Raw genomic sequence first — 23,887 nt, forward strand, 5'->3', positions numbered from 1 at the left:
GCGGTCCAGGGCGGCGGCGTGGGTCTCGGCCAGGCGGGCGACGGTGTTCAGGCGCAGGACCAGCAGGACGGCCAGCAGCACCGTCAACCCCATGATCAGGATCTTGTCCGCGGTCTCGGGGCCGTACTCGTGGAAGACGGTGAGCTCGAGCATCGAGACCATCGGGCTGAGCAGCGTCAGGATCAGGAACATCGTCACCCGGCCCCGCCGGGAGACGTCGGGTGCGGGCGCGTCGGCGTCGGCGAGGCTGGGGTGCAGCGCGGCGCTGCCGACCAGGACCGACCAGGCCAGCCAGCCGACCGTCGCGACGGGGCCGTCGGGACGCCCCGCCATCTGGTCGAGCAGGTAGGCGCTGTCGCCGATGAACAGCATGCCGTAGGAGGCGCTCAGCAGGATCAGCCACGGAGCCCGCCCCTTGCCGAGGGCCAGTCGCGCGGCAAGGCCGAGCACGAACAGGTCGGTGACGGGAGTGGCCAGCCCGAGGGCGAGGTCCAGACCGGTGCTCCGGGTGGTGTGGAGCAGGGGGTGCAGCAGGAAGGCCCAGAAGGGCATGGCCACGCCGACGGTGACGATGCCCGCGTCCAGCAGGGCCGCATGGGGTGAACCGCGCTCACGGCGGGCCAGCATCACCAGCGCGACCAGACCCAGGATGCGGCAGTCCACGACGACGCGCTCGTAGATGTCGAGGAGGGGACGGATCTCCAGCCAGACCCAGCCGATCGCCCAGCCCGCGGTCGTCACCAGCCAGGCGATCACGGTTGCGGCGGCGATCAGCCGCCACGGCCAGAGCCGGCCCAGGCCGTGCCGGCGGATCCCGGTGAGGACGGCCAGCGCCGTCGCGCCCTGCAGCACCACCCAGGGGAGCACGTCCAGGGCGGGGGAGAGGCGGGCCAGGAACGGCGCGCCGAGAGCCAGCAGCCCGCCCGCGACGAGGAACGCCAGCCAGCCGTACGGTCCGCGCGCAAGGCGGGTCACGGCCGGTCCGGCGGCCAGGGCGGTTTCGGGGAACGTGCGGCTCATGTTCCTTCTCTCGCTCCGTCGGGGGCGGCCCCGCCCGCCGTCCTGGGCCGGCGGTCCCCCGGGAGGCGGGCCGCGCCGGGACGCCGCCCGGCCGCGGGACGGGTTCAGCCACTTCAGAATGCCGATCGGACATCGGGCGCCGTCCTTGAGGGAAAAGGCGGGAGGAATCAGGTACGGCCGCCGGGCAGCGGCAGCCGTACCGTCACGAGCCACTCGCCGCCGCTCGCCCCCGCATCGATACGGCCGCCCAGCAGCGTCACCCGTTCCCGCATGCCCGCCACCCCGCGTCCGCCACCCGGTCCCGGCCGGTCGCCGACCGGGTTGCGCACCTGCAGTTCCAGCCGGTCGTCCCGTACGGCCGCCGCCAGCCGGACCGGCGGGGCGCCGTGCCGGACGGCGTTAGTCAGGGACTCCTGGACGATCCGGTAGGCCTCCCGGGAGACCAGGGCGGGCACCGTGCCCAGATCGCCGGTGACCTCGGCGGAGGCTCCGGTCGCGCGGACCAGTTCGGGAAGGTCGGCGAGGGTCCGGGCCGGGCCGTGCCCGCCCTCCTCGGCGCCGCTCCTGTCGCCGCCTTCCTCCCGGCCGGTCTCCCGGCGCAGCACGCCGAGGACCTGGTCGAGATCCTCCAGCGCGGCCCGGGCGGACTCCTCGATCGCGGCGAGCGCGGTCCGCGCGGCCTCCGGGTCGCGGTCGAGCAGCCTTCCGGCCGCGCCCGCCTGCACCGTCACCACGCTGAGCGCGTGCCCGACCGAGTCGTGCAGTTCCCGGGCCAGCCGGTTGCGTGAGGCCAGCCGCCGGGCGTGCTCCTCCAGCGCGGCCAGCCGGTCGGCGGGTGAGGGACCGAGCAGCGCCGGGGCGAGCCGTGCCAGCACGGCTCCCGCGCCCGCCGCCCCGTAGACGAGCAGGACCAGCGTGACCATCCCCGCGGGAGGACCCCACGCGGTGGCCCAGCCGGCCTCGAACGTGACGCCCAGCATTCCGGCGGGGTCGCCGAACAGGGGCAGGAGGCACAGCCACAGGACGAACGGGACCAGCGCGAGTGTCGCACCCGCCACCACCGCGCCGATCCCCAGGTGCAGGGTGAACCAGGCCGAGGTGCGGCGCTGCTCGGCCCAGGTCCGCTTCCCCTCCCGCGGTGCCGGACCGACGTCCGCGCCCAGCAGCCCCCGCGCGGCGGCCAGCTCCAGCCCGCGGACCGGCAGGAACAGCCCGGTCAGGGCGATCACCGGCAGCATGGCCGCGAAGACGACCGGATCCCTGACCAGCAGCGGGTAGCCCTCCGGATCCGGCAGCCTCAGCAGCCCGTCGACCACCGAACCGGCCATCACGTACGGCGTCGCCAGGGCCCCGCCCAGGACCAGGCACGTCCACCGCAGGTAGGTGGTCATGCTGGTCAGGGGAGCCAGGACGCGTCTCACGGAACCGATCCTCCCAGGCGGCGGAGGCAGGGGCACTCGCGCCTGCGGGGGAGCGGCGTCCCCCGCAGGAGGGAGCGCCGGTACGCTCTGCCCGGCGGTCGGATCGTTTCGGGGGATGTATGGATATCGCGGAGATCGTGCTGCTGCTGGTGGCCGCGGCCGGAGCGGGATGGATCGACGCCGTGGTCGGCGGGGGCGGGCTGCTGCAGCTTCCCGCGCTGTTCCTCGCCGGGGTGCCGTCGGTCCAGGCGCTGGCCACCAACAAGCTCGCCTCCGTCTTCGGCACGGCCTCCGCCGCCGTCACCTACGCCGTCACCACAAAGATCGACAAGCGGGTCGCGATCCCCGCGGGGCTGGCCGCGCTGGCCTCCGCCGGGCTGGGGGCGTCGGCGGCGGCGGCGATCTCCAGGGACGCGCTGATCCCCCTGGTCATGGCCGCGCTGGTGGCGGTGGCGCTGTTCGTCACCTTCCGCCCGGCCTTCGGCACCCATCCCGCACCCCACCTGGGCACCCGGGCCCGGACCCTGGCCGCGGTCGGCGTGACCGGGGTCGGGATCGCCTTCTACGACGGCATCCTCGGCCCCGGCACCGGAACCTTTCTGATCATCGCGTTCACCACGATCCTCGGCATGGACTTCGTGGGCGGCTCGGCCCACTCGAAGATCATCAATTCCTGCACGAACCTCGGCGCATTGCTGGTCTTCGCCTACCAGGGGCACGTGCTGTGGCCGCTGGGGCTGGGCATGGCCGTCTGCAACATCGCCGGAGCGCAGCTCGGCGCCCGGATGGCGCTGCGCAAGGGGGCGAAGTTCGTGCGGATCGTCCTGCTCTGCGTGGTGATCGCGATGGTGGTCAAGCTGGGGATCGACCAGGCGAACGCTTGATCCCCGCACCCGGCTAATTGGTCTACTTTGTAAAGGCGGACGGTTGATCGCCCACACCCTCGGGTAGATCGCGGGCGCCCGGAGAGCCGACCGGAGAGAGCGCACCGGTGCGCAGGGCCGAAGCCGCCAGCGCCACGAAGAAGGCCAGCAGGGCGGGGATCGCCAGCGCCCGGGGGAGGCCCAGCAGCTCCGCGGCCCCGCCGATCAGCACCGGACCGGTGAGGAGGCCCGCGTAGCCGAGACTGGCCACCCGCGCCAAGGCCTGACCCGCCCGCGCGGGGTCGCGACGGCCCGCGGCGGAGAAGACCTGCGGGACGATGCACGACAGGCCCGCGCCGAAGCAGGCGAAGCCGATCACACCGGCGAGCGGATGGACGGCGAGGAGGGAGGCGCCGAGGCCGGCGGCGGCCAGGACACCGCACCCGCGGACCAGGACGACCGGGCCCAGCAGGGAGGTGAGCCGGTCCCCCGCCAGGCGCCCGGCGGTCATCATGATGGAGAAGGCCGCGTAGGCGGCGGCGGCGAGCCATTCGGAGCTCTCCAGGTCCTCGCGGAGGTAGACCGAGCTCCAGTCGGCGGCGGCACCCTCGCCGATCATGCAGCAGAACGCCAGGACGCCCAGGAGCAGCACGCCGCGCCCGCCTCCCGGCCCGGCCGCGCTCTCCTGCGGCCCGGCGGGCACCGCCTCCGGGGTGAGGGCCCAGCGCGCGGCCCACAGCGCCATGGCCGTGATGGCGGCGGCGACGGCGAGGAAGGTGGCGGCGGGACTGAGCCCGGCGGTTGCGAGCAGGCCGCCGGCGGTCGCGCCGAGGAACCCGCCGATGCTGAACACCGCGTGGAAGGACGACATGATCGGCCGGTCCGCGGCGCGTTCGACCTCCACGGCGTTCGCGTTCATCGCCACGTCGAGGACGCCGTGGACCGCTCCGAAGGCGAACAGGGCGAGGGCGAGCGCGGCGAGGTTCGGGGCGAGGGCCGGGAGGACCAGCACGACGCTCTGCGCGAAGGCCATCGGGAGCATCACCCGGACGCTGCCGAAGCGGTCGACCAGCCGGCCCACCACCTGCATGCCGGTGATGGCCCCGGCGGCGATGCCGAGCAGCCCGAGGCTGAGCTGGCCGTCACCGAGGCCGAGCTCCTGTTTGATCGTCGGGATGCGGGCGGTCCACGTGCCGAGCGCCGTTCCGGAGAGAAGGAACAGCAGGTAGACCGCGACCGTGCCGCGCCGCAGCGCGGTCCGGTCGCCGGAAACGAGGGGCAAGGGGGCTCCAATGGTCACCGGAAACGAGGGCACCGGGACGGTGCGGGAAGGAGGGGCCGGTCAGGCGGTTCGGACGGCGACGCCGGCGGCGGTGAGCGCGTCGTGCTCGGCGGGGGGGATCGCCGGGTCGGTGACGACCAGGTCGAGGCGGTCCAGAGGGCAGACGGCGCCGAAGGCGGTGCGGGTGAACTTGGTGGAGTCGGCGGCCGCTATGACGCGGCGGGCGGAGGCGATGGCGGCCTGCTTGACGGCGACCTCCGCCAGGTCGTGGGTGGTCAGCCCGTGCTCGGCGGACAGGCCGCAGCAGCCGATGACGGCGGTGTCGAAGCGCAGGGACCGGATGGCGCCCTCGGTCAGCGGGCCGGTGAAGTTGAGCTCGCCGGGCTGGACCTCGCCGCCGGGCAGGACCAGGCGGATGCGCGGGGCCGCGCCGAGCTCGTGGGCCGAGTGGAGGGAGAGCGGCAGGACGGTCAGGCGGCGGTGACGGATCACGCGGGCGATCTCCAGGGCTGTGGTGCCGGAGTCCAGCAGGACGGCTTCACCGTCGGCGAGCAGCGCCGCGACCTCGGCGGCGATCCGCTGCTTGGCCTCCACCGCCTCGCGCTCGCGCACCTCGAAGGGGGGCTCTTCGCCCCGCAGCAGCAGGCTCACCGCTCCGCCGCGGACCCTTCGGGCCACGCCCTGGCGTGCGAGCTCGTCCAGGTCGCGGCGGATGGTCATCTCCGAGACCGCGTGCTCGAGGGCGAGCTCCGCCACCGAGACGGCGTCGTGGGCGCGGAGCGCGGACATGATCGCCCGCATTCGGTCCGAACTTTCCATGAGTTCATTTGAACACAGATGATGTGAGGAAGGCAATCGTGCGGGAGACTGGGGGCATGCGCGCGAGCCGGTTGCTCTCACTTCTGCTGCTTCTGCAGACCCGGGGGCGGGTGACCGCCGCCGAGCTCTCGCGGGAGCTGGAGGTCTCGGTCCGCACGGTCTACCGGGACGTGGAGGCGCTGTCGTCGGCCGGGGTGCCGGTCTACGCCGACCGCGGGCCCGCCGGCGGCTACCGGCTCCTGGACGGCTACCGCACCCGGCTCAACGGGCTGACCGCCGAGGAGGCGTCCTCGCTGTTCCTGGCCGGACTGCCCGGCCCGGCGGCCGAGCTCGGCCTGGGGGAGGTCGTGGCCGCCGCCGAGCTCAAGCTTCTGGCCGCGCTCCCGCCGGAGCCGCGCTTCCACGCGGCGCGGATGCGCGAGCGCTTCCACCTGGACGTCCCGGGCTGGTACCGCGGCGCCGACGAGGCGCCGTTCCTGTCCGAGGCCGCCGAGGCGGTCTGGGAGCAGCGGACGCTGCGCATGACCTACCGCCGCTGGGGGCCGCAGGACGTGGAGCGCCTGGCGCACCCGTACGGACTGGTCCTGAAGGGCGGGTCGTGGTACATGGTGGCCGCCGTCGGCGGCAGTGCTCCGCGCACCTACCGGGTGGCGCGGATCCTGGCCGCGGAGGTGACCGGCGACCGGTTCGAACGGCCCGCGGACTTCGACCTGGCGGAGTTCTGGACGAACTACGCCGCGGAGTTCCGCGAGCGCATGTACACCGGGGAGGCGCGGGTGCGTCTGGCGCCCGGCGCCGAGAGGCTGCTGCGCGTCACGGTCGGCGACGATGCCGCCGACGCCGCGCTGGCCGGAGCCGGGCCGCCCGACGAGCAGGGCCGGCGGGTGCTGCGCCTGCCGATCGAGTCGGTCAGGCACGCCCACTGGCTGCTGCTGCGCATGGGCACCGACGTCGAGGTCCTGGAACCGGCCGGGCTGCGCGCCATGATGGCCGAGACGGTCGCCCGGCTCGGCGAGCTGTACGGCGGGGCCGGCGGGTAGCGGGGGATCGCGCCCGCCCGGTGCGGCGGCCGCCCACCGGGCCGGGTGACGGGCCCGGCGGGCGGCGGGCGGAAAAAGATTGCGGGACCCGCCCCGGGCGGCGACGATGTCGGGATGTTCCTCGTCGCCTTCGTCGGCTCGTGCTTCCTGCTCGCGATGATCCCCGGGGTCAGCACGGCCGTGATCCTCCGCCAGACCCTGCGCGCCGGGCGGGGGCCCGGAGCGGCCGCCACGCTCGGCAACGAGACCGGCATCCTGCTGTGGGCCCTGGCCGCCGCCTTCGGGCTGTCGGCGCTGGTCCTGGCCTCGGAGGTCGCCTACGACGCGATGCGGATCCTCGGCGCCGGCTTCCTGGTCGTGATGGGCGTGCAGTCGATCCGGCAGGCGCGCGGAGGCCAGGGGGGCGGGGAGACCCGGGCGGCGCAGCCCGCGCGGCCGGCGGAGAGGGGGCAGGAGGAGCCGGCCGGTCCGGCCGGGGAAGGGTGGCGCCGCTCCTACCTGCTGGGGCTCAGCACCTGCATGGCCAACCCGAAGGCCGCGGTGTTCGCCATGTCGTTCCTGCCGCAGTTCGTACCCGAGGGGGCGAACGTGCCGCTCACCCTGGTCCTGCTCGCGGTGGTCTGGGTGCTGGTGGACACGGTCTGGTACGGGCTGTTCATCTGGACGGTGGGACGGGCCAGGACGCTCTTCGGCCGGCCCGCCGTACGGCGCCGCCTGGAGCGGATCTCCGGCGTCGTGCTGATCGGCCTCGGCGTGCGGCTGGCGGTGGAGACACGATGATCACTCGATGACGGGGGCGCGGGAACCCGCAGGAGGCCGCGCCCCTGTGCCCGGTCCCCGGCCGTCCGCCCCGGCCGGTGCCGGCGGCCGATCTGTCGGTGGCCGGGTGCACTATGACCCCATGGTTTCCTGGCAGGAGTTCGAGAAGGAAGAACCCGGGTTCGCGGGCAGGGTGCGCGAGTTGTTCGACGCCCATCGGCACAAGACGATGGCCACCCTCAGGAAGGACGGTTCGCCGCGCATCAGCGGGACGGAGGCGCAGTTCAAGGACGGGGAGCTGTGGCTGGGGTCCATGCCGGGGGCGGTGAAGGCGAAGGACCTGCGCCGGGATCCGCGGGTCGCGCTGCACAGCGCGTCCGAAGACCCCGATGACGCGGATCCGGCGGCGTGGGCGGGCGACGCGAAACTGGCCGGGCGGGCGGTGGAGGTGACCGACCCGAAGGTGCTGGAGGAGTTCGGGCTGTCGGAGCAGGGGGCGCATCTGTTCCGGGTCGAGGTGGCCGAGGTGGTCCGCACCTTCGTGGCCACGGGCGGGACGCACCTGGTCGTCCAGATGTGGCACGAGGGCCGGGGGCTGCGCGAGGTCCGGCGCGAGTGACGGGAGAAGCGGGCCCGGCAGCGTCAGGGACGTGACGATGCCGTCCGGACGAGTCGCGCCGGGCCCGCCTCCGCCGGAGATCCCGCGCACCCGCCCGACCTGCGGCGACAACGGTCCGATGCATGCCGGCGGTGCGCGCGCAGTGGTGATGAGCAGTGATGATTAGTCTGTTTCACCACGGTTCGGCAGAATTGCCGATGTGAGAGTCGGATTGCTCGGACCGTTCGAGGTCAGGAACCGCGACGGGGCCGCGGTGGAGGTTCCCGGGGTTCGGCTGCGCGCACTGCTGGCCGCACTCGCCCTCGAACCCGGCCGGATCGTCGCACGCGCCAGGCTGGTGGACTGGATCTGGGGGCAGCGGCCGCCCTCGGACGAGGTGAACGCCTTGCAGGCGTTGGTGTCCAGGCTGCGCAGGGTCCTGCCGGACGGTGCGATCGAGGCGGATTCCGGCGGATACCGGCTGGCCGTGGCTCCTGATGCCGTTGACGCGTGCCGGTTCGAGCACCTGGTCGGCCAGGCCCGTGCCGCTGAGCCCGCGGCGCGGGCGGAGCTGCTGCGCTCGGCCCTGGCACTGTGGCGCGGTACGGCCATGGCGGACATCGCGCTGCAGGACAGCGACGCGTTCGACGCCGCGGGCGCGCGCCTGGACGAGCTCTACGTCGCCGCGCTCGGGGACCGGGTGGACGCGGACATCCGCCTCGGCCGGGGCTCGGAGCTGGTCTCCGAGCTGACCGAGCTGGTCGCCGCCCATCCGTTGCGTGAGGGGTTCGTGGCGGCCCTGATGCGGGCGCTCGCCGAGGCGGGGCGCGGGAACGAGGCGTTGGTCCTGTACCAGCGGACGCGGGAACGGCTCGCCGAGGAGCTGGGCGTCGATCCCTCGGCCGAGCTGTCCGCGCTGCACACCGCGCTGCTCCGCGGCGAGCTGGGCGAGCGGGCGGAGAACCGCAGGACGAACCTGCGCGCCGAGCTGACCAGTTTCGTCGGCAAGGACGCCGACATCGGCGTGGTCGCCGGGCTGGCCATGAACCACCGGCTGGTCACCCTGACGGGGGCGGGCGGCTCCGGCAAGACCAGGCTGGCCACCGAGACCGCGCGGACGATGCTCGCCGAGCTGCCGGACGGGGCGTGGCTGGTCGAACTGGCCTCGGTGCAGTCGGGCGGTGAGCTGGCGCAGGCCGCCCTCAGCGCGATCGGCCTGCGCGACCAGGCGCTGCTGGGTGAGGCGCGGGGCGGGGAACCGATGGATCGGCTCATCGTCGCGGTCCGGGAGCGCACGATCCTGCTGATCCTGGACAACTGCGAGCACGTGGTCGAGGCGGCCGCGGCTTTCGCGGACCGGCTTCTGGGGGAGTGCCGGAGGCTGCGGATCCTGGCCACGAGCCGGGAACCGCTCGGTATCACCGGGGAGGTGCTGTGGCAGGTCGAGCCGCTCGCGCTGCCCGCGAAGGGGGCCGGCCCCTCCGAAGCGGGATCCTCGCCCGCGGTGCGGCTGCTGCGCGACCGCGCGGAGCTGGTGCGGAAGGACATCGGCTCCGACCCGCACACCTTGTCGGCCATGGCGCGGATCTGCCGGGCGCTCGACGGGATCCCGCTGGCGATCGAACTGGCCGCGGCGCGGCTGCGCACCATGTCCGCCGACCAGTTGGCGCACCGGCTCGATGACCGGTTCCGGCTGCTGACCGGCGGCAGCCGTACGGTGCTCCCCCGGCACAAGACGCTGCGCGCGGTCGTGGACTGGAGCTGGGACCTGCTGACGGAGGCCGAGCGCACCGTGCTGCGACGGCTCTCGGTGTTCTCCGGCGGGGTGAGCCTGGAGGCGGCCGAACGGGTGTGCGGGGACGAGGTCGCCGGGGAGCAGGTGTTCGACGTGCTGACCGCGTTGGTCGAGAAGTCGCTGCTGCTCACCGGCGGCGAGGGCACGCCGCGCTACCGGATGCTCAACACCATCAGGGAGTACGCGGCGCAGCGGCTCGCCGAAGCCGGGGAAGGCGAGCCGACGCGCCGGGCGCACCTCGCCTACTTCACCGAGCTGGCCGAGACCGCCGAGCCGCACCTGCGCCGGGCCGAGCAGCTGGAATGGCTGGCCACGCTCGGGGCCGAGCACGACAACATCGGTGCGGCCCTGCGCGGGGCGATCGCCGGGGGACGGGCCCAGGACGCGATGCGGCTGGTCGCGGCCGCGGGCTACTACTGGTACCTCGGCGGGCACAGGGCCGAGGGCGCCGAGTTGAGCATCGCGGCGGCCTCGCTGCCCGGTGAGGTGTCCGACGAGGTGCGGGCGATGGCGTACCTCATCGTGACGCTGTTCGTGACCGCGGGGGTCAGCGGCGACCAGTACCGGGCGCGGGAGTGGATCCAGGAGGCGCACCGGTTCGCCCGGCGCAGCGGGTCCCGCCATCCGCTGCTCGGGTTCGCCGGGCTGCTGGAGCTGACGCTGAAGAGCCCCGCGGAGCTCCTGCCCGCGTTCGAGCCGCTCATCGCCGACGGCGATCCGTGGGTGCGCGCGCAGGCCAGGCTCACCCGCGGCCGGTTCCGGCTCACGCTCGGCGGCGACGAGACCGACGTGGACACCGACGCCGAGACCGCTCTCGCCGAGTTCCGGATGCTGGGTGAGCGGATGGGGATCTCGTCGGCGCTGACCTTCCTGGCCGATCGGCTCGCCATGCGCGGCGATTTCGCGCGTGCGTGCGAGCACTACGAAGAGGCGGTCGTGGCGCTGACCGAGGTGGGCGCGACCGAGGACGTGGTCGGCGTGCGGGCGCGGTCGGCCCAGCTGTACTGGCTGCTCGGCGACGAGCGGTCCAGTGCCTCCGCCATGGCGGAGGCGCAGCGGTGCGCGGGCGGGATCGCCTGGCCGGACGCGCTCGCCGAGCTGGCGCTCTCGAAGGCGCAGCTCGCGCGCTGGCGCGGCGAACCGGACAGGGCGCGCGAGCACCTGGCCGCGGTGCAGGGAGCGCTGGACGGCATGGCGGCGGTCGACTCCGTCCGTGCCATGACCATGCACCTGTACGGCTACCTCGCCGAGGATCTCGAGGAGGCCCGCGCGTACCGGGCCGAGGCGCTCCGCGCGGCCCGGTCCATGGAGCACGCGCATCCGCCGACGATCGCCGAGATGCTGATCGGGGTCGCGGACCTCGCGCTGCGCCAGGGGCGGTACGAACAGGCGGTGCGACTGCTCGCGGCGAGCGAGGGCGTGCGCGGCACACCGGATCGTTCGCAGCCGGACGTCTCCAGGATCACCGCCGAGGCGCGGAGGCGCCTCGGCGAGACCGTGTTCGCGGAGGCGGCCCGCGACGGACGGCGGCGGGACTGGCACGAGCTGGCCGAGACCACGCTCGCTCCGTGAACCCGGGAGCCCGGGAGCCCGCGCAGATCCTCGATGATCGGGGCGGACGGCTGACGCTCTGCGAATCCCCGCGCCCCCGGCCCCATCGCCGGCCCCGACCGCGCCGCCGCTGCGGTCGCCCGCCTGGCGGGGCTACGCGGCCGGCCGGGGGCGCAGCGCGCCGGCGGAGGCGGCCATGAAGGCGGCCAGGGCGACGGGGATGGCCAGGGCAGCGGGCAGGCCGGCGAGCTCGGACACGCCGCCGATGATCGCGGGACCGGCGAGGAGGCCGGCGTAGCCGACGGTGGCGACCTGGGCGATGGCCTGCCCGGCGCGGGCGGGGTCGTGGTTCCCGGCGGCGGAGAAGACCTGGGGCACGATGGTGGCCAGGCCGAGGCCGAACAGGGCGAATCCCGCGATGGCGACGGGAACGGTGCCGACGAGCAGGGCGGCGCCCAGGCCGAGGGCGGCGACGAGGCCGGAGACGCGGACGAGGCGGACGGGCCCGTGGCGCAGCGCGAGGCGGTCCCCGGCGAAGCGGCCGGCGGTCATGGCGGTGGAGAAGACCGCGAAGCCGAGGGCGGCGACGGTCTCGGAGGCGCGCAGGTCCTCGAAGAGGTAGACGGAGGTCCAGTCGACGGCGGCCCCCTCGCCCACGAGGCCGGCGAAGGCGACGACGCCCATGAGGACGATCCAGCCGGTCCAGGGGGCGCGGCCGGTGCCTCCGCCGGAGGCGTGGGCGGGCGCGGCCGCCGGCAGCAGGTGGCGGCCGGCGTAGAGGGAGAGCAGGACGAGGGGGACGGCGGTGGCGGCGAGGGTGGTGCCGGCGCCGAGCCCGAGAAGGGCGAAGAGCCCGCCGATGGCGGCGCCGATGAGCCCGCCGATGCTGAACATGCCGTGGAAGGAGGACATGATGGGGCGGCCGTAGGCGCGTTCGACCTCGACGCCGTGGGCGTTCATGGAGACGTCGAGCGAGGCGTTGACGACCCCGTACAGGAAGAGGACGACGCACAGGACGGTGAGGTCGGGGGCGTAGCCGGCGGGGATGACGGCCAGGGCGGTGCCGATGCCCGCGGGGACGATGACGCGGGTGCTGCCCAGGTGGTCGGTGAGGCGCCCGGCGAAGCGCATGCCGGTGACGAGTCCGGCCGCGGCGGCCAGGAGGCCGTAGCTGAGCTGGCCGTCGGTGAGGGCGAGGCTGTTCTTGACCGCGGGGATGCGGGCGGCCCAGACGCCGGAGACGGTGCCGAGCAGGATGAAGAAGTAGGACACGGCACGGCGGGCGTTGACCGCCTGCTGGGTCGTGACGGTGCTCATGGGGGTTCCCGGGGGTGGTGATCTGCTGGAGTCGCCATTCAACCATCGGCGGGATGCCGGGCGCCGGGGGCCGTGTCCTGGTGGGGCCGGTCAGTGGACCGAGAAGCCGCCGTCGGCGCAGATGGCCTGGCCGGTGATGTAGGCGCCGGCGGGGCTCGCCAGGAGCACGGCGAGACCGGCGAAGTCGGCGGGCAGGCCGTTGCGGCCGGTCATGGAGCGGGCGGCGAGGGCCTCGACGCGGCCGGGGACGGCCTGGGCGGGTTCGGTGAGGGGGGTGAGGACGAAGCCGGGGATGATCGTGTTGCTGGTGACGCCCCGGGACGACCAGGCCTCGGCCTGGGACCGGGACAGGCCGGCGATGGCGGCCTTGGAGACGCCGTAGACGCCGCTGTCGCCGAAGGCGCTGATGGACTGCTGGCTGCCGATGTTGATGATGCGGCCCCAGCCGCGGGCGGCCATGCGGGGGCCGTGGTGCCGGCCGAGGAGGTAGGGGGCGGTGAGGTTGACGGCGATGGTCTGCTCGTAGTCGTCGTCGGTGAGGTCGGCCATGGGGCGGCGGATGTTGTTGGCGGCGTCGTTGACGAGGATGTCGATCTCGCCGTAGGGGGCGGTGGCCTGCTCGCACAGGCGGGTGACGTCGGCGCGCCGGCCGAGGTCGGCGCTGACGGCGGTGGCCTGGACGCCGTGGCTGCGCAGGTTCTCGACGGCGGTGGCGAGGAGGGCGGGGCGGCGGGCGGCGATGACGACGCGGGCGCCGGCGCGGCCGAGGGCCTCGGCGATGGCGTAGCCGATGCCGGAGCTGCCGCCGGTGACGAGGGCGGTGCGGCCGTCGAGGGAGAAGAGGTCGTCGAGATATCCGGGCATAGCCCGTAAACCTATCATCCGACCTTTGTTGGGGGAGGGTCTTCCCGGAGGTCGGCGACGACGTGCTGGACCTCGTCCAGCACGGTGCACAGCTCGCGCAGGAGCCGGGTCTCGAGGTGTTCGAGGAGGCGGCGGAAGTCGCTGACGCCCGCCTCGGAGATGCGCTCCAGGAGGGTGAGCCCTTCGGGGGTGAGCTCCACCCGGCGCACGCGGCGGTCGTGGGGGTCCTCGCGGCGGGTGACGAGGCCGTGGCCGATCAGGCGGTCGACGATGCCGGTGACGGTGCCCGGGCCGACGCCGAGGTGGTGGGCGATGTCCTGCCCGGAGGCCGAGCCGCGGACGGCCAGGAACATGATGACCTTGAGCTGGCGCATGGTGAGGTTGGAGTCGAGGAGGGGGGAGGAGTGCTTGGGGCTCTCGGCGAAGAATCTGCTCAGGTCGCGCTGGATCTGGCCGATCTGATCGATCAGCCGTTCGCGTTCGTCGTCCACACTCACCTCTCGCTTCCTGAGAAGGTTATCAGGATTGTAAGGCGTCATTAAATATTCGCGTGAGGCGAAGTGTTAGTCTGGGGCGAAATTTACGTGACGTCCCCCTGCCCTAGGAGCCCGTCCTCATGACCGCCCTGGCCAGGTTGAGCCTCGCCAACCGCAGCCTCGTCATAATGATCGCGCTCGTGCTGAGCGCGTTCGGCGCCTTCGCGATCCCGTCGCTGAAACAGCAGCTGCTGCCCTCGCTCTCCTTCCCGGGGGCGTTCGTGGTGGCCCCGTACCTGGGAGCCTCTCCCGAGATCGTCGAGGAGCAGGTCACCAAGCCGATCGAGGACAGCTTCCAGGGCATCGCGGAGGTCACCGAGGTGACCTCCACCTCCCGCGAGGGCATGTCGCAGGTCCAGGTGGCGTTCGAGTACGGCACCGACATCGAGGCTGCGGTCAGCAAGATGCAGCAGGCGGTCTCCCGGATCGACGCGCAGCTGCCCGAGGGGGTCGACCCGCAGGTGCTGGCGGGCGGCACCGACGACATCCCGGTCCTGGTGCTGGCGGTCGGTGACGGCGGCGACGAGCGGGCGATGGCCGACAAGCTCGAACGGATCATGGTTCCGGAGCTGCGGGGCGTCGAGGGCGTCAGCGAGGTGACGGTGACCGGCGTCCGCGAGGAGAACGTGGTCATCACCCCGGACGCCAAGAAGCTCGCCCTGCTCGGCCTGCAGCCGACCGCGATCGCCGAGGTGCTGCGCGCCAACGGCCAGCCGATTCCGGCCGGCAGCCTCACCGAGGACAACATGTCGCTGACCGTGCAGGTCGGCAGCAGGATCGACTCCATCGAGGAACTGCGGGACCTCTACCTCACCCCCGCCGCTCCGGCCCAGGCTCCGGCCCAGGCCCGGCAGAACCCGGCCGCCCAGGCCCAGCAGGGGCGCCAGGTGCCCGGCCGTACGGCCGCGCAGCAGGCCCCGCAGCAGCGGCCCGCCGCCGCGCCCGAGCCGGTCAGGCTCGGCGACGTGGCGGAGGTGGAGCGCGAGCAGGCGTCGGCCACCTCGCTGACCCGTACCAACGGCGAGCCGAGCCTGGGCGTGTCGATCACGATGTCGCCCGACGGCAACGCGGTGGCGATCTCGCACGACGTGCGGGAGAAGCTGCCGGAGATCGTCCGGGCGATCGGCGACGCCTCGGAGGTGACGGTCGTCTTCGACCAGGCGCCGTACGTGGAGCGCTCGATCGAGGACCTGACCACCGAGGGCCTGCTCGGCCTGGTCTTCGCGGTCCTGGTCATCCTGGTGTTCCTGCTCTCGCTGCGCTCCACGCTGGTGACGGCGGTGTCGATCCCGCTCTCGGTGGTGATCGCGCTGATCGCGCTCTGGCTGGGCGACTACTCGCTGAACATGCTGACGCTGGGCGCGCTGACGATCGCGGTCGGCCGCGTGGTGGACGACTCGATCGTGGTGCTGGAGAACATCAAGCGGCACCTGGAGTACGGCGAGGCCAAGCGTGACGCCGTGCTGGCGGGCGTGCGCGAGGTGAGCGGCGCGGTGACGGCCTCGACGCTGACGACGGTGGCGGTGTTCGCGCCGATCGCGGTGGTCGGCGGCATGGTGGGGCAGCTGTTCGCGCCGTTCGCGATCACGGTGACGGTGGCGCTGCTGGCCTCGCTGCTGGTCTCGCTGACGGTGATCCCGGTGCTGGCGTACTGGTTCCTGAAGGCCCCGGCGCTCGCCCCGGAGCAGGTGCGCGCGGCCCGCGAGGAGGCCGAGGCCAAGGAGCTGCGCAGCCCGCTGCAGCGCGCCTACCTGCCGGTGCTGCGGTTCGCGACCCGGCGGCGCCTGGTGACGGTGCTGATCGGCATCGTGGTGTTCGTCGGGACGGTGGGCCTGGCCGGCCGCCTGGAGACCAACTTCCTGGACTCCTCCGGGCAGGACACCATCTCCATCAGCCAGAAGATGCCGGTCGGCACCGACCTGGCGACCACGGACGCGGCGGCCGGGAAGGTCGAGGAGGTGCTCGCCGGGCTCAAGAGCCAGGGCGTGCAGTCCTACCAGGTCAACATCGGCGGCGGCGGCGGGTTCATGGGCGGCGCGACGGGCGGCGGCGGCGACCGCGCCTCCTACTCGGTGACCGTGTCCGAGGACACCGACACCCCGGCGCTGGAGGAGACGCTGCGCGAGAAGCTCAAGGCGCTGCCGGACGCCGGTGAGATCACCGTGGGCGGGAACGGCGGCGGCATGGGCGGCGGCTCCACCAACCAGCTCCAGGTCATCGTGCAGGCGCCCGACCTGGCGACGCTGAAGACGGCCGCCGAGACCGTGCGCGGCGCGATGGCCGAGCTGGACGGGCTGCGCGACGTCGCCTCCAACCTGGCGGCCAGCGCCGAGCGGGTCGAGGTCCAGGTCGACCGGGAGAAGGCCGCGGCCAAGGGGCTGAGCGAGTCGGTGATCGGGCAGATCGTGGCGCAGCAGTTCCGCGGCGCGCCGCTGGGCGAGATGACGCTGGACGGGCAGACCGGCGACGTGGTCCTGCGCAGCGGTGACGCGCCTCAGGACGTGGCGGAGATCCGCGAGCTGAAGCTGCCGACCGCGACCGGCCTGGTCGAGCTGGCGGACGTGGCGTCGGTGAAGAAGGTCGGCGGGCCCACCCAGGTGACCCGGATCGACGGCGAGCGCAGCGCGACGGTCTCGGGCACGGCCACGGCCAGCGACCTGGGCGCCGTCACGACGGCGCTGGACACGAAGCTCAAGGGCCTGTCCCTGCCGGCCGGGGCCTCCTACGAGATCGGCGGCGTGAGCGCCGACCAGGCCGAGGCGTTCGGGCAGCTGGGGCTGGCGATGCTGGCCGCCATCGCGATCGTCTTCATGATCATGGTGGCCACGTTCCGGAGCTTCGCCCAGCCGCTGATCCTGCTGGTGTCCATCCCGTTCGCGGCGACCGGCGCGCTCGGGCTGCTGCTGGCCACCGGCACCCCGATGGGCGTGCCCGCGCTGATCGGCATGCTGATGCTGATCGGCATCGTGGTGACCAACGCGATCGTGCTGATCGACCTGATCAACCAGTACCGCGCGCAGGGCCTGGGCATCGTCGAGGCGGTCATCGAGGGCGGCCGGCGCCGCCTGCGGCCCATCCTGATGACCGCGGTGGCGACGATCTTCGCGTTGATCCCGATGGCGCTCGGCCTGACCGGTTCCGGCGGGTTCATCTCCCAGCCCCTGGCCATCGTGGTGATCGGCGGCCTGCTCTCGTCGACGCTGCTGACGCTGGTGCTGGTGCCGACCCTGTACGTGATGCTGGAGCGGACGAAGGAGCGCTTCCGCCGCGGTTCCAAGGGCGGCGGGCAGGAGCCCGAGGTGAAGGTCTACGACAAGAGCGACCTGGCCCCGGTCAAGTAGCACGCGGGCCCTCGCCCCCGGATCGCCGTACGGCGGCATCGCCCGCCGTACGGCGATCCGCCGTCTCCGGGCGCCGGTGACTCCCCTGCGGTCCCGGCAGCGCTTCTCTGCGGCGGCCGGGACGGCGGCGCGCGGCGCGGCGGGAGCCGGCGGGGAGGGGGCGGGCGTGACGGGTGCGGGGACCTCGATAGACTGCGGCAACGTGACTGCCAAGCCTCGCATCCCCAACGTCCTGGCCGGCCGCTACGCCTCGGCGGAGCTGGCCCACCTGTGGTCCCCCGAGTACAAGGTGGTGGCCGAGCGGCGCCTGTGGCTGGCCGTGCTGGCCGCCCAGGCGGAGCTGGGGGTGGAGGTCCCCGCCGGGGTGGTGGACGACTACGAGAAGGTGCTGGACCGGGTCGACCTGGCCTCCATCGCCGAACGCGAGCGCGTCACCCGCCACGACGTCAAGGCCCGCATCGAGGAGTTCAACGCGCTGGCCGGCCACGAGCACGTGCACAAGGGCATGACCTCGCGGGACCTGACCGAGAACGTCGAGCAGCTGCAGATCCGCGACAGCCTGCTGCTGGTGCGCGACCGGTGCGTGGCGCTGCTGGCCCGGCTGGCGGCGCTGGCCGCCGGGCACTCGGGCACCGTGATGGCCGGCCGCTCGCACAACGTGGCCGCGCAGTCGACGACGCTGGGCAAGCGGTTCGCCTCGGCCGCCGACGAGCTGCTGGTGGCGTTCTCCCGGCTGGAGGAGCTGATCGCCCGCTACCCGCTGCGCGGGATCAAGGGGCCGGTCGGCACCGCGCAGGACATGCTGGACCTGCTGGGCGGCGACCGCGCCAAGCTGGCGGAGCTGGAGGACCGGGTCGCCGGCCACCTGGGCTTCGCCCGCCGCTTCACCAGCGTCGGGCAGGTCTACCCGCGTTCGCTTGACTACGAGGCGGTGACGGCGCTGGTGCAGCTGGCCGCCGCGCCGTCGTCGCTGGCCAAGACGATCCGGCTGATGGCCGGGCACGAGCTGGTCACCGAGGGCTTCGCCGAGGGCCAGGTCGGCTCCTCGGCGATGCCGCACAAGATGAACACCCGCTCGTGCGAGCGGGTCAACGGGCTGGCGGTGATCCTGCGCGGGTACGCGTCGATGACCGCCGAGCTGGCCGGGGACCAGTGGAACGAGGGCGACGTGTCGTGCTCGGTGGTGCGCCGGGTGGCGCTGCCGGACGCGTTCTTCGCCTTCGACGGGCTGGTGGAGACGATGCTGACGGTCCTGGACGAGTTCGGCGCGTTCCCCGCGGTGATCGCCGCCGAGCTGGACCGGTACCTGCCGTTCCTGGCGACGACGAAGATGCTGATGGCCGCGGTGCGGGCCGGGGTGGGCCGGGAGACCGCGCACGAGCTGATCAAGGAGCACGCGGTGGCGTCGGCGCTGGCGATGCGCGAGCGCGGGGCCGGCAACGAGCTGCTGGAGCGGCTGGCGGCCGACGAGCGCTTCCCGCTGGACCGGGCCGGCCTGGAGGCGCTGCTGGCCGACCGGATCGTGTTCACCGGCGCCGCGGCAGATCAGGTCGAGGCGGTCGTGGCGCGGGTCGGGGAGATCGCCGACCGCCACCCGCAGGCCGCCGCGTACGCGCCCGGCGCGATCCTGTAGCCGCCCGTGGAGCCGACCCGCGTCCGGGAGCTGACCGGCGTCCGGGAGGTGGCCGCCGCGTCCGGGGGCGACGCCATGGTCGGGTGGGCCGCGCAGGGGCTGCGCGGCGGCGTGCGGGCGTGGGCGCTGGACGGAGCGGTGGCCGTGGCCAGCCCCGGCCTGAACCGCCGCGACCGCCTGACCGTGTGCGGGGGCGCGCCGGAGGCGGCCGAGCTGGTACGGCGGGTGCTGCCGGAGCTGGGCCCGTCCTACCGGCTGCTGGGTGAGCGGCCGCTGGTCACCGAGGTGGTACGGCGGCTGCCCGGGGCGGAGATCCTGGGCACCTTCGAGTGGATGGAGACCGCCGGGAGCGTCCCGCCGCCTCCCGCCCCGGACGGGGCGGTGGGCTGGCTGGCTCCCGGCGCGGATGGCGAGGTGACGCGGCTGCTGGCCGAGGCCTCGCCGTCGGCGTGGGCGGTGCCGGGACTGCCGGGGATCCGCCGCTGGGCCGGGCTGCGGGACGCCGCCGGGACGCTCGTGGCCACCGCCGCCGACGCCTGGTCGGCGCCGGCGGTCGGTTTCGTCGCCGGGGTGGCCACCGCACCCGCCCTGCGCGGCCGGGGGCTGGGGGAGGCGGTGTGCCGGTTCGTCTTCGGCGCGCTGGCCGCCGAGCACGGCCGGGTCGCGCTGATGGTCGACACCGGCAACGCGGGCGCCATCCGCGTCTACGAGCGGCTGGGCATGCGGATCCGCCCGGTCGCCGCCGCGACGCCGGCGTAGGACGTCCCGCGGACGGGGGCCGCGCCCACCGCCGCCGGGCGCCGTACCGGAAGGGGAGCGCGAGCTGCGCGGCCGGGCGGGAAAACCGGGTGCGCGGGGGAGGGACGCCGGGCAGAGTGGACGAAATGATGTCCAGTTTTGTGCCTGGTTTAGAGCTCTCGCGTGACTTCTACACCGAGGTCGTACGGCCCGTCGTCGCCGGGGTGCCGCACAGCGCCGCACTGATCGGCGCGGGCTCGGAGGTCCTGGCGTTCGACACCGAACGCTCCACCGACCACGACTGGGGTCCCCGGGTGGTGCTGTTCGCCGCCTCCGACCGGGCCGGGGAGGTACGGCAGGCGGTCGAGCGGCGCCTTCCCGCGGTCTTCGGCGGCTACCCGACCGTCTTCGGCGGCAGGCACGGCGTCGAGGTCGCCGAGCCGGAGCGGTGGTTCGCCGCGCGGCTCGGCTTCGATCCGGGCGGACCCGCCGCGCCCACCGTCCTGGACTGGCTCTCGGCCCCCTGGCAGCGGCTGGCCGAGGTCACCAGCGGGGAGGTCTTCCACGACGGGCTGGGCGTGCTGGAGCGGGCACGCGCCGCGCTGCGCTGGTACCCCGGCGACCTGTGGAGGCACGTGCTGGCCGCGCAGTGGCGGCGCCTGGCGCAGGAGGAGGCGTTCCCGGGGCGGTGCGGCGAGGTCGGCGACGACCTGGGCTCGGCCGCCGTGACCGCCCGCCTGGCGCGCGAGGTGATGCGGCTGGGCCTGCTGATGCGCCGCCGCTACCCGCCCTATTCAAAGTGGCTCGGCAGCGCCTTCACCCGCCTGCCCGGCTCGGCCGAACCGGGCGACTCGCTCGCGGCGGCGCTGGCCGCCGCCGACTGGCGGGAACGGGAACGGCACCTGGGCCGCGCCTACGAGCGGATGGCCGCCCTGCACAACCGGCTGGGCCTGACCGATCCGCTGGAGACCTCCCTGCGCGCCTACCACGCGCGGCCCTTCCAGGTCATCGGCGCCCAGCGGTTCGCCGACGCGCTGACGGCCTCCATCGCCGACCCGGCCGTGGCGGCGCTGCCGCCGGTCGGATCGATCGACCAGTTCGCCGACTCCACCGACCTGCTCACCCGTCCGGACCGGTGCCGCGCCGTGATGCGCGCCGTACTGGAGCTGTGATCCGCGCGCCCGCTCGGGCCGCGGCGGGCACCCGCGGGCCGGGTCCGGGGGGGTGCCCGGGGACCCGGCCGGGGACGAGGGATCGTCAGACGGCGACGGGCTCGCGGAAGCGGGAGAGCTGACGGCGCTCGAACCACAGCGAGGTGAACGGGGGCACCGCGCACGCCAGGCCGAGCACGACCGCGCCGAGGCCCCACCGGGCCGTGCGGGCCGCGGCCAGCACCCCGGCGACGTACAGCACGAACAGCGCGCCGTGGACCGGACCGAAGATCTTCACGCCGAGGTCACCGGTGGCGGCGACGTACTTGAAGTACATGCCGACGAGCAGCCCGGCCCACGAGCACGCCTCAGCGATCGCGACATAACGGAATAGGCGCAGTACGGTGGGCACGACGGGGCCACCCTTTCTTCGGGACCTCGGGGAAACGGCTCCCAAGCCTACGGGCAGGTCGTCGTGGTCCCCGCCAGAAGGGCGGGCAACTGCGCCAGTAGGGTGATGCGGGGCACGTCCGGAGGCAGGCCGGGGTATCCGGCGCCGTCACGGTCGAGCCAGACCGAGCCCATCCCGGCCGCGCGCGGCCCCGTCACGTCGGCGGCGACGTCGTCGCCCACCACCAGCACCTGCCCCGGCTCCAGGCCCAGCAGCCGCGCCGCGTTCAGGTAGCAGTCGCGGGCGGGCTTGAAGTGACCCCCCAGCAGGTCGGCGGTGAGCACCGGGTCCAGCAGCCCCGCCAGACCGATCCGGGCCAGCTTGGCCGCCTGCACGGACGCCTCGCCGTTGGTCAGCACGCCCAGCCGCAGGCCGCCGCGCGCGGTCAGGGCCGTCAGGGTCTCGGTGACGTCGGGGAAGACCCGCCACCGCTCCCGGTAGTGATCCAGGAAGACGGCGAAGGAGGCGTCGGCGTCGGCGGGCCGGGGCAGGCCCAGCTCGGAGCAGAGGCCGCGCACGCGGCGGCGGCGCTGTTCGGCGAAGGAGCACTCGCCCGCCTGCCAGCCGGCGATGTGCTCCTCCTCCAGGCGCCGCCACAGCCCGGGAACCTCTCCCAGCCGGGGGTGGCCGGGCGCCAGGCCGCCCACCCACGCCACCGCGGCGCGGTCGGCCGCGCCGCGGTGGTCCATCAGTGTGCCGTCCAGGTCGAACAGGATCGCGCGGATCATACGGCGATCGTCGCAGAGCGGACGCCCGGCGGTCAGGACTCGGCGCGGTCGGCGTTGGCGTGGATCGCGTCGCGGATGTACTGGGTCAGGCCGGCCGCGTGCGGCTCGTAGTTGGCCGCGAATCGCGCGTCGGCCACGTACATGTCGCCCAGGCCGCGGTGGATCTCGTAGGTGCAGTCGTAGCACCAGCGGGTGATGTGCGCCCGGTGCTCCTCGGCCAGCTCCATGGCCCGCTCGCCGTCGGCGGGCAGCCCTCCGGTGAACGCCTCGGCGAAGGCCTCGGTCGTCCGGGCGGCCTCGGCCGCGAACCGCGCCCAGTCGTCCTTGGTCATCTTTCCCATGCGGCGCCGCGACTGCTCGAACGCCTCGGTGCCGCCCCAGCGCTCCTCGGCCTCGGCCTCGTGCTCCTCGGGCCGGAAGTCACCGAAGATCTCGAAACGCTCCTCCGGTGTCAGTGAGATTCCCATCGTGTTCGCCTCCATGGCGCGTTCGACCGCCGCGGCCATCTCCCGCAACCGGCCGATGCGCCGGTTGAGCAGCTCGTGCTGGCGCTTGAGGTGCGTCAGCGTGTCGCTGCCCGGTTCGTCGAGGATGACCGCGATCTCTTCGAGGGGGAAGCCGAGCTCCCGGTAGAACAGCACGTGCTGCAGCCGTTCCAGGTCGGCGTCGGTGTAGCGCCGGTAGCCCGACGCCGTGCGCTGCCCGGGCGACATCAGCCCGATCTCGTCGTAGTGGTGCAGCGTGCGCACCGTCACTCCGGCGAGACGGGCCACCTGCCCGACCGAGTAACCCATGGCCGTTCCCCCTTTCCCTTACGCGCTCCAGCGTGCGGCCTCCCGCTACGTGAGGGTCAACCCGGATTATCGCCGTCTCTCCCCCCGGGAGGAGAGGCCATGCTGGGGGTGTGAACGAGGAACGGGGACGCGGCGGGGACCTGCTGCCGATCGGCCGGTTCGCGCGGTTGTGCCGGCTCAGCGTCAAGCAGCTGCGCAACTACGCCGAGCTGGGGCTGCTGACGCCGGCGTGGGTGGATCCGGACACCGGCTACCGCTACTACCGGGCCGGGCAGGCACGCGAGGCGCTCTCGATCGGGCTGCTGCGCTCCCTGGACGTGCCGCTGGCCGCGATCGGCGAGGTGCTGTCCGGTACGGCCTCCGGCCCGTCGCAGGTCCGGGCGCTGGGCCGGGTCCGCGACGACCTGGAGGCCGAGCTGGCGCGGCGCCGCCGTACCCTCGCCACCCTGGAGCAGGTCCTGCTGCGGGGGATTCCCGCCGCGCCGGTCGAGGTCGTCGCCGAACCGGCCCGCCGGGTCGTGCTGGCCCGGGACGTGGCCGCCTCCGTCCAGGACATCGGCCGGGCCGTCTCCTCGTGCGTGGCGCGGCTGCTGCCGGCCGACGGCGGCAGCCGCTCCCGGAGCGGGAGCACCGCCCTGGAAGATCCGGCGTTCCAGAGCGGTCACGGTGGCCGGAGCGGCCGGAACGCCGAGGTACCGGCCGCCGATACCGGTGGGCGGGATCCCGGTCCCGTGCGGTTGATCGGCCTGTTCCCCGTCGAACTGGACGGGTCGCTGCCCGTCGCCGTCGCCCTGGATCTCGCTCCCGGCCTTTCCGGGACCGTCGGAGCGCCCGGCCGCACGGACGCGCCCGGCGGGCTGCGCCCGCCGCCGGGGACCGTCCTGGGCGTGCTGCCCGGCGGGAGCTTCGCCCGCGTCACTCACGTCGGCCCGTACGACCAGGTCACCCTGGCCTACCACGCGCTCTTCGCCTGGTGCGCCGAGCGCGGGCTGCCCACGCGCGGCCCCGTCCGCGAGGTCTACCTGACCGACCCGGTCACCACGTCGCCCGAGCGGCTGGTCACCGACCTGATGATCCGGCTGGAGGAGCTTTCATCGAATCTCCTTTGAGCGTGGAGACCCCCGCCTTCAGGCGTGGGGAGGAAACGCGGCACGGTGCCGCAGGGATGGGAACACACGCGCGATCC

General features: G+C 73.9%; 20 protein-coding genes. 10 read left to right on the forward strand and 10 right to left on the reverse strand.

What is annotated here, in order from left to right; translation table 11 throughout:
• On the reverse strand, positions 1-1,020 hold a 1,020-nt coding region (locus FHS22_RS36325), incomplete at its 3' end, for a hypothetical protein (protein ID WP_184948740.1).
• Positions 1,021-1,187: 167 nt separating this feature from the next.
• Positions 1,188-2,441, reverse strand: a complete 1,254-nt coding sequence (locus FHS22_RS36330; protein WP_338048118.1) for a sensor histidine kinase — start codon at positions 2,439-2,441, stop codon at positions 1,188-1,190.
• 119 nt (positions 2,442-2,560) lie between these two features.
• On the opposite strand from FHS22_RS36330, the gene FHS22_RS36335 reads away from it, so the two are divergent.
• A complete protein-coding gene (locus FHS22_RS36335) occupies positions 2,561-3,325 on the forward strand; it encodes a TSUP family transporter (protein ID WP_184948741.1) in 765 nt (254 codons plus the stop codon).
• 22 nt (positions 3,326-3,347) lie between these two features.
• Here FHS22_RS36335 and FHS22_RS36340 read toward each other — a convergent pair whose 3' ends face one another.
• Both FHS22_RS36340 and FHS22_RS36345 read right to left on the reverse strand, forming a co-directional pair.
• Positions 3,348-4,586 carry an MFS transporter gene (locus FHS22_RS36340; RefSeq protein WP_184948742.1) on the reverse strand — a complete coding sequence of 413 codons (1,239 nt, stop codon included), beginning with the start codon at positions 4,584-4,586 and terminating at the stop codon, positions 3,348-3,350.
• A 60-nt stretch (positions 4,587-4,646) separates the two neighbouring features.
• A complete protein-coding gene (locus FHS22_RS36345) occupies positions 4,647-5,405 on the reverse strand; it encodes a DeoR/GlpR family DNA-binding transcription regulator (protein WP_184948743.1) in 759 nt (252 codons plus the stop codon).
• A 56-nt stretch (positions 5,406-5,461) separates the two neighbouring features.
• Between FHS22_RS36345 and FHS22_RS36350 the strand changes: the two genes are divergently transcribed.
• The 4 genes from FHS22_RS36350 (at position 5,462) to FHS22_RS36365 (ending at position 11,169) form a co-directional block, all read left to right on the forward strand.
• Positions 5,462-6,445 (forward strand): helix-turn-helix transcriptional regulator, encoded by a 984-nt coding sequence (locus FHS22_RS36350; RefSeq protein ID WP_184948757.1) that lies wholly within the window; start codon positions 5,462-5,464, stop codon positions 6,443-6,445.
• A gap of 114 nt (positions 6,446-6,559) precedes the next feature.
• A complete protein-coding gene (locus tag FHS22_RS36355; RefSeq protein ID WP_184948744.1) occupies positions 6,560-7,225 on the forward strand; it encodes a LysE family translocator in 666 nt (221 codons plus the stop codon).
• Between the two features lie 121 nt (positions 7,226-7,346).
• Entirely contained in the window at positions 7,347-7,823 is a 477-nt protein-coding gene (locus FHS22_RS39085; RefSeq protein ID WP_184948745.1) for a pyridoxamine 5'-phosphate oxidase family protein, read from the forward strand.
• A 199-nt stretch (positions 7,824-8,022) separates the two neighbouring features.
• On the forward strand, positions 8,023-11,169 hold the full coding sequence (locus FHS22_RS36365) for a BTAD domain-containing putative transcriptional regulator (RefSeq protein WP_184948746.1): 3,147 nt from the start codon (positions 8,023-8,025) through the stop codon (positions 11,167-11,169).
• 132 nt (positions 11,170-11,301) lie between these two features.
• Here the strand turns inward: FHS22_RS36365 and FHS22_RS36370 are convergent, their stop codons facing one another.
• The 3 genes from FHS22_RS36370 to FHS22_RS36380 all read right to left on the reverse strand — a co-directional run bounded on the left by FHS22_RS36370 (position 11,302) and on the right by FHS22_RS36380 (position 13,826).
• On the reverse strand, positions 11,302-12,465 hold the full coding sequence (locus tag FHS22_RS36370) for an MFS transporter (protein WP_184948747.1): 1,164 nt from the start codon (positions 12,463-12,465) through the stop codon (positions 11,302-11,304).
• 90 nt (positions 12,466-12,555) lie between these two features.
• Positions 12,556-13,329, reverse strand: a complete 774-nt coding sequence (locus FHS22_RS36375; protein ID WP_184948748.1) for an SDR family NAD(P)-dependent oxidoreductase — start codon at positions 13,327-13,329, stop codon at positions 12,556-12,558.
• Between the two features lie 14 nt (positions 13,330-13,343).
• Positions 13,344-13,826: a MarR family winged helix-turn-helix transcriptional regulator gene (locus FHS22_RS36380; RefSeq protein ID WP_184948749.1), complete on the reverse strand. Its 483-nt coding sequence runs from the start codon at positions 13,824-13,826 to the stop codon at positions 13,344-13,346.
• Positions 13,827-13,945: 119 nt separating this feature from the next.
• On the opposite strand from FHS22_RS36380, the gene FHS22_RS36385 reads away from it, so the two are divergent.
• The 4 genes from FHS22_RS36385 to FHS22_RS36400 all read left to right on the forward strand — a co-directional run bounded on the left by FHS22_RS36385 (position 13,946) and on the right by FHS22_RS36400 (position 20,749).
• Positions 13,946-17,206 (forward strand): efflux RND transporter permease subunit, encoded by a 3,261-nt coding sequence (locus FHS22_RS36385; protein ID WP_184948750.1) that lies wholly within the window; start codon positions 13,946-13,948, stop codon positions 17,204-17,206.
• A gap of 202 nt (positions 17,207-17,408) precedes the next feature.
• Positions 17,409-18,839 carry an adenylosuccinate lyase gene (gene purB, locus FHS22_RS36390; RefSeq protein ID WP_184948751.1) on the forward strand — a complete coding sequence of 477 codons (1,431 nt, stop codon included), beginning with the start codon at positions 17,409-17,411 and terminating at the stop codon, positions 18,837-18,839.
• Between the two features lie 6 nt (positions 18,840-18,845).
• Positions 18,846-19,598 (forward strand): GNAT family N-acetyltransferase, encoded by a 753-nt coding sequence (locus tag FHS22_RS39505; RefSeq protein WP_221474567.1) that lies wholly within the window; start codon positions 18,846-18,848, stop codon positions 19,596-19,598.
• A 140-nt stretch (positions 19,599-19,738) separates the two neighbouring features.
• Positions 19,739-20,749 (forward strand): DUF4037 domain-containing protein, encoded by a 1,011-nt coding sequence (locus FHS22_RS36400; RefSeq protein ID WP_338048119.1) that lies wholly within the window; start codon positions 19,739-19,741, stop codon positions 20,747-20,749.
• A gap of 85 nt (positions 20,750-20,834) precedes the next feature.
• Here FHS22_RS36400 and FHS22_RS36405 read toward each other — a convergent pair whose 3' ends face one another.
• The 3 genes from FHS22_RS36405 to FHS22_RS36415 are packed head-to-tail and all read right to left on the reverse strand — an operon-like array spanning position 20,835 to position 22,701.
• A complete protein-coding gene (locus FHS22_RS36405) occupies positions 20,835-21,140 on the reverse strand; it encodes a DUF3817 domain-containing protein (RefSeq protein WP_184948752.1) in 306 nt (101 codons plus the stop codon).
• Positions 21,141-21,187: 47 nt separating this feature from the next.
• Positions 21,188-21,907 carry an HAD family hydrolase gene (locus FHS22_RS36410; RefSeq protein WP_184948753.1) on the reverse strand — a complete coding sequence of 240 codons (720 nt, stop codon included), beginning with the start codon at positions 21,905-21,907 and terminating at the stop codon, positions 21,188-21,190.
• Positions 21,908-21,939: 32 nt separating this feature from the next.
• On the reverse strand, positions 21,940-22,701 hold the full coding sequence (locus FHS22_RS36415) for a MerR family transcriptional regulator (protein ID WP_184948754.1): 762 nt from the start codon (positions 22,699-22,701) through the stop codon (positions 21,940-21,942).
• A 110-nt stretch (positions 22,702-22,811) separates the two neighbouring features.
• Between FHS22_RS36415 and FHS22_RS38820 the strand changes: the two genes are divergently transcribed.
• Complete coding sequence (locus FHS22_RS38820; protein ID WP_184948755.1) at positions 22,812-23,810, forward strand: MerR family transcriptional regulator; 999 nt, start codon at positions 22,812-22,814, stop codon at positions 23,808-23,810.
• Positions 23,811-23,887: the final 77 nt, after the last annotated feature.

The sequence above is a fragment of the Thiemannella venezuelensis genome (genome assembly GCF_014203605.1).
In the GTDB taxonomy this organism is placed as follows: Bacteria; Actinomycetota; Actinomycetes; order Streptosporangiales; family Streptosporangiaceae; genus Planomonospora_A; species Planomonospora_A venezuelensis.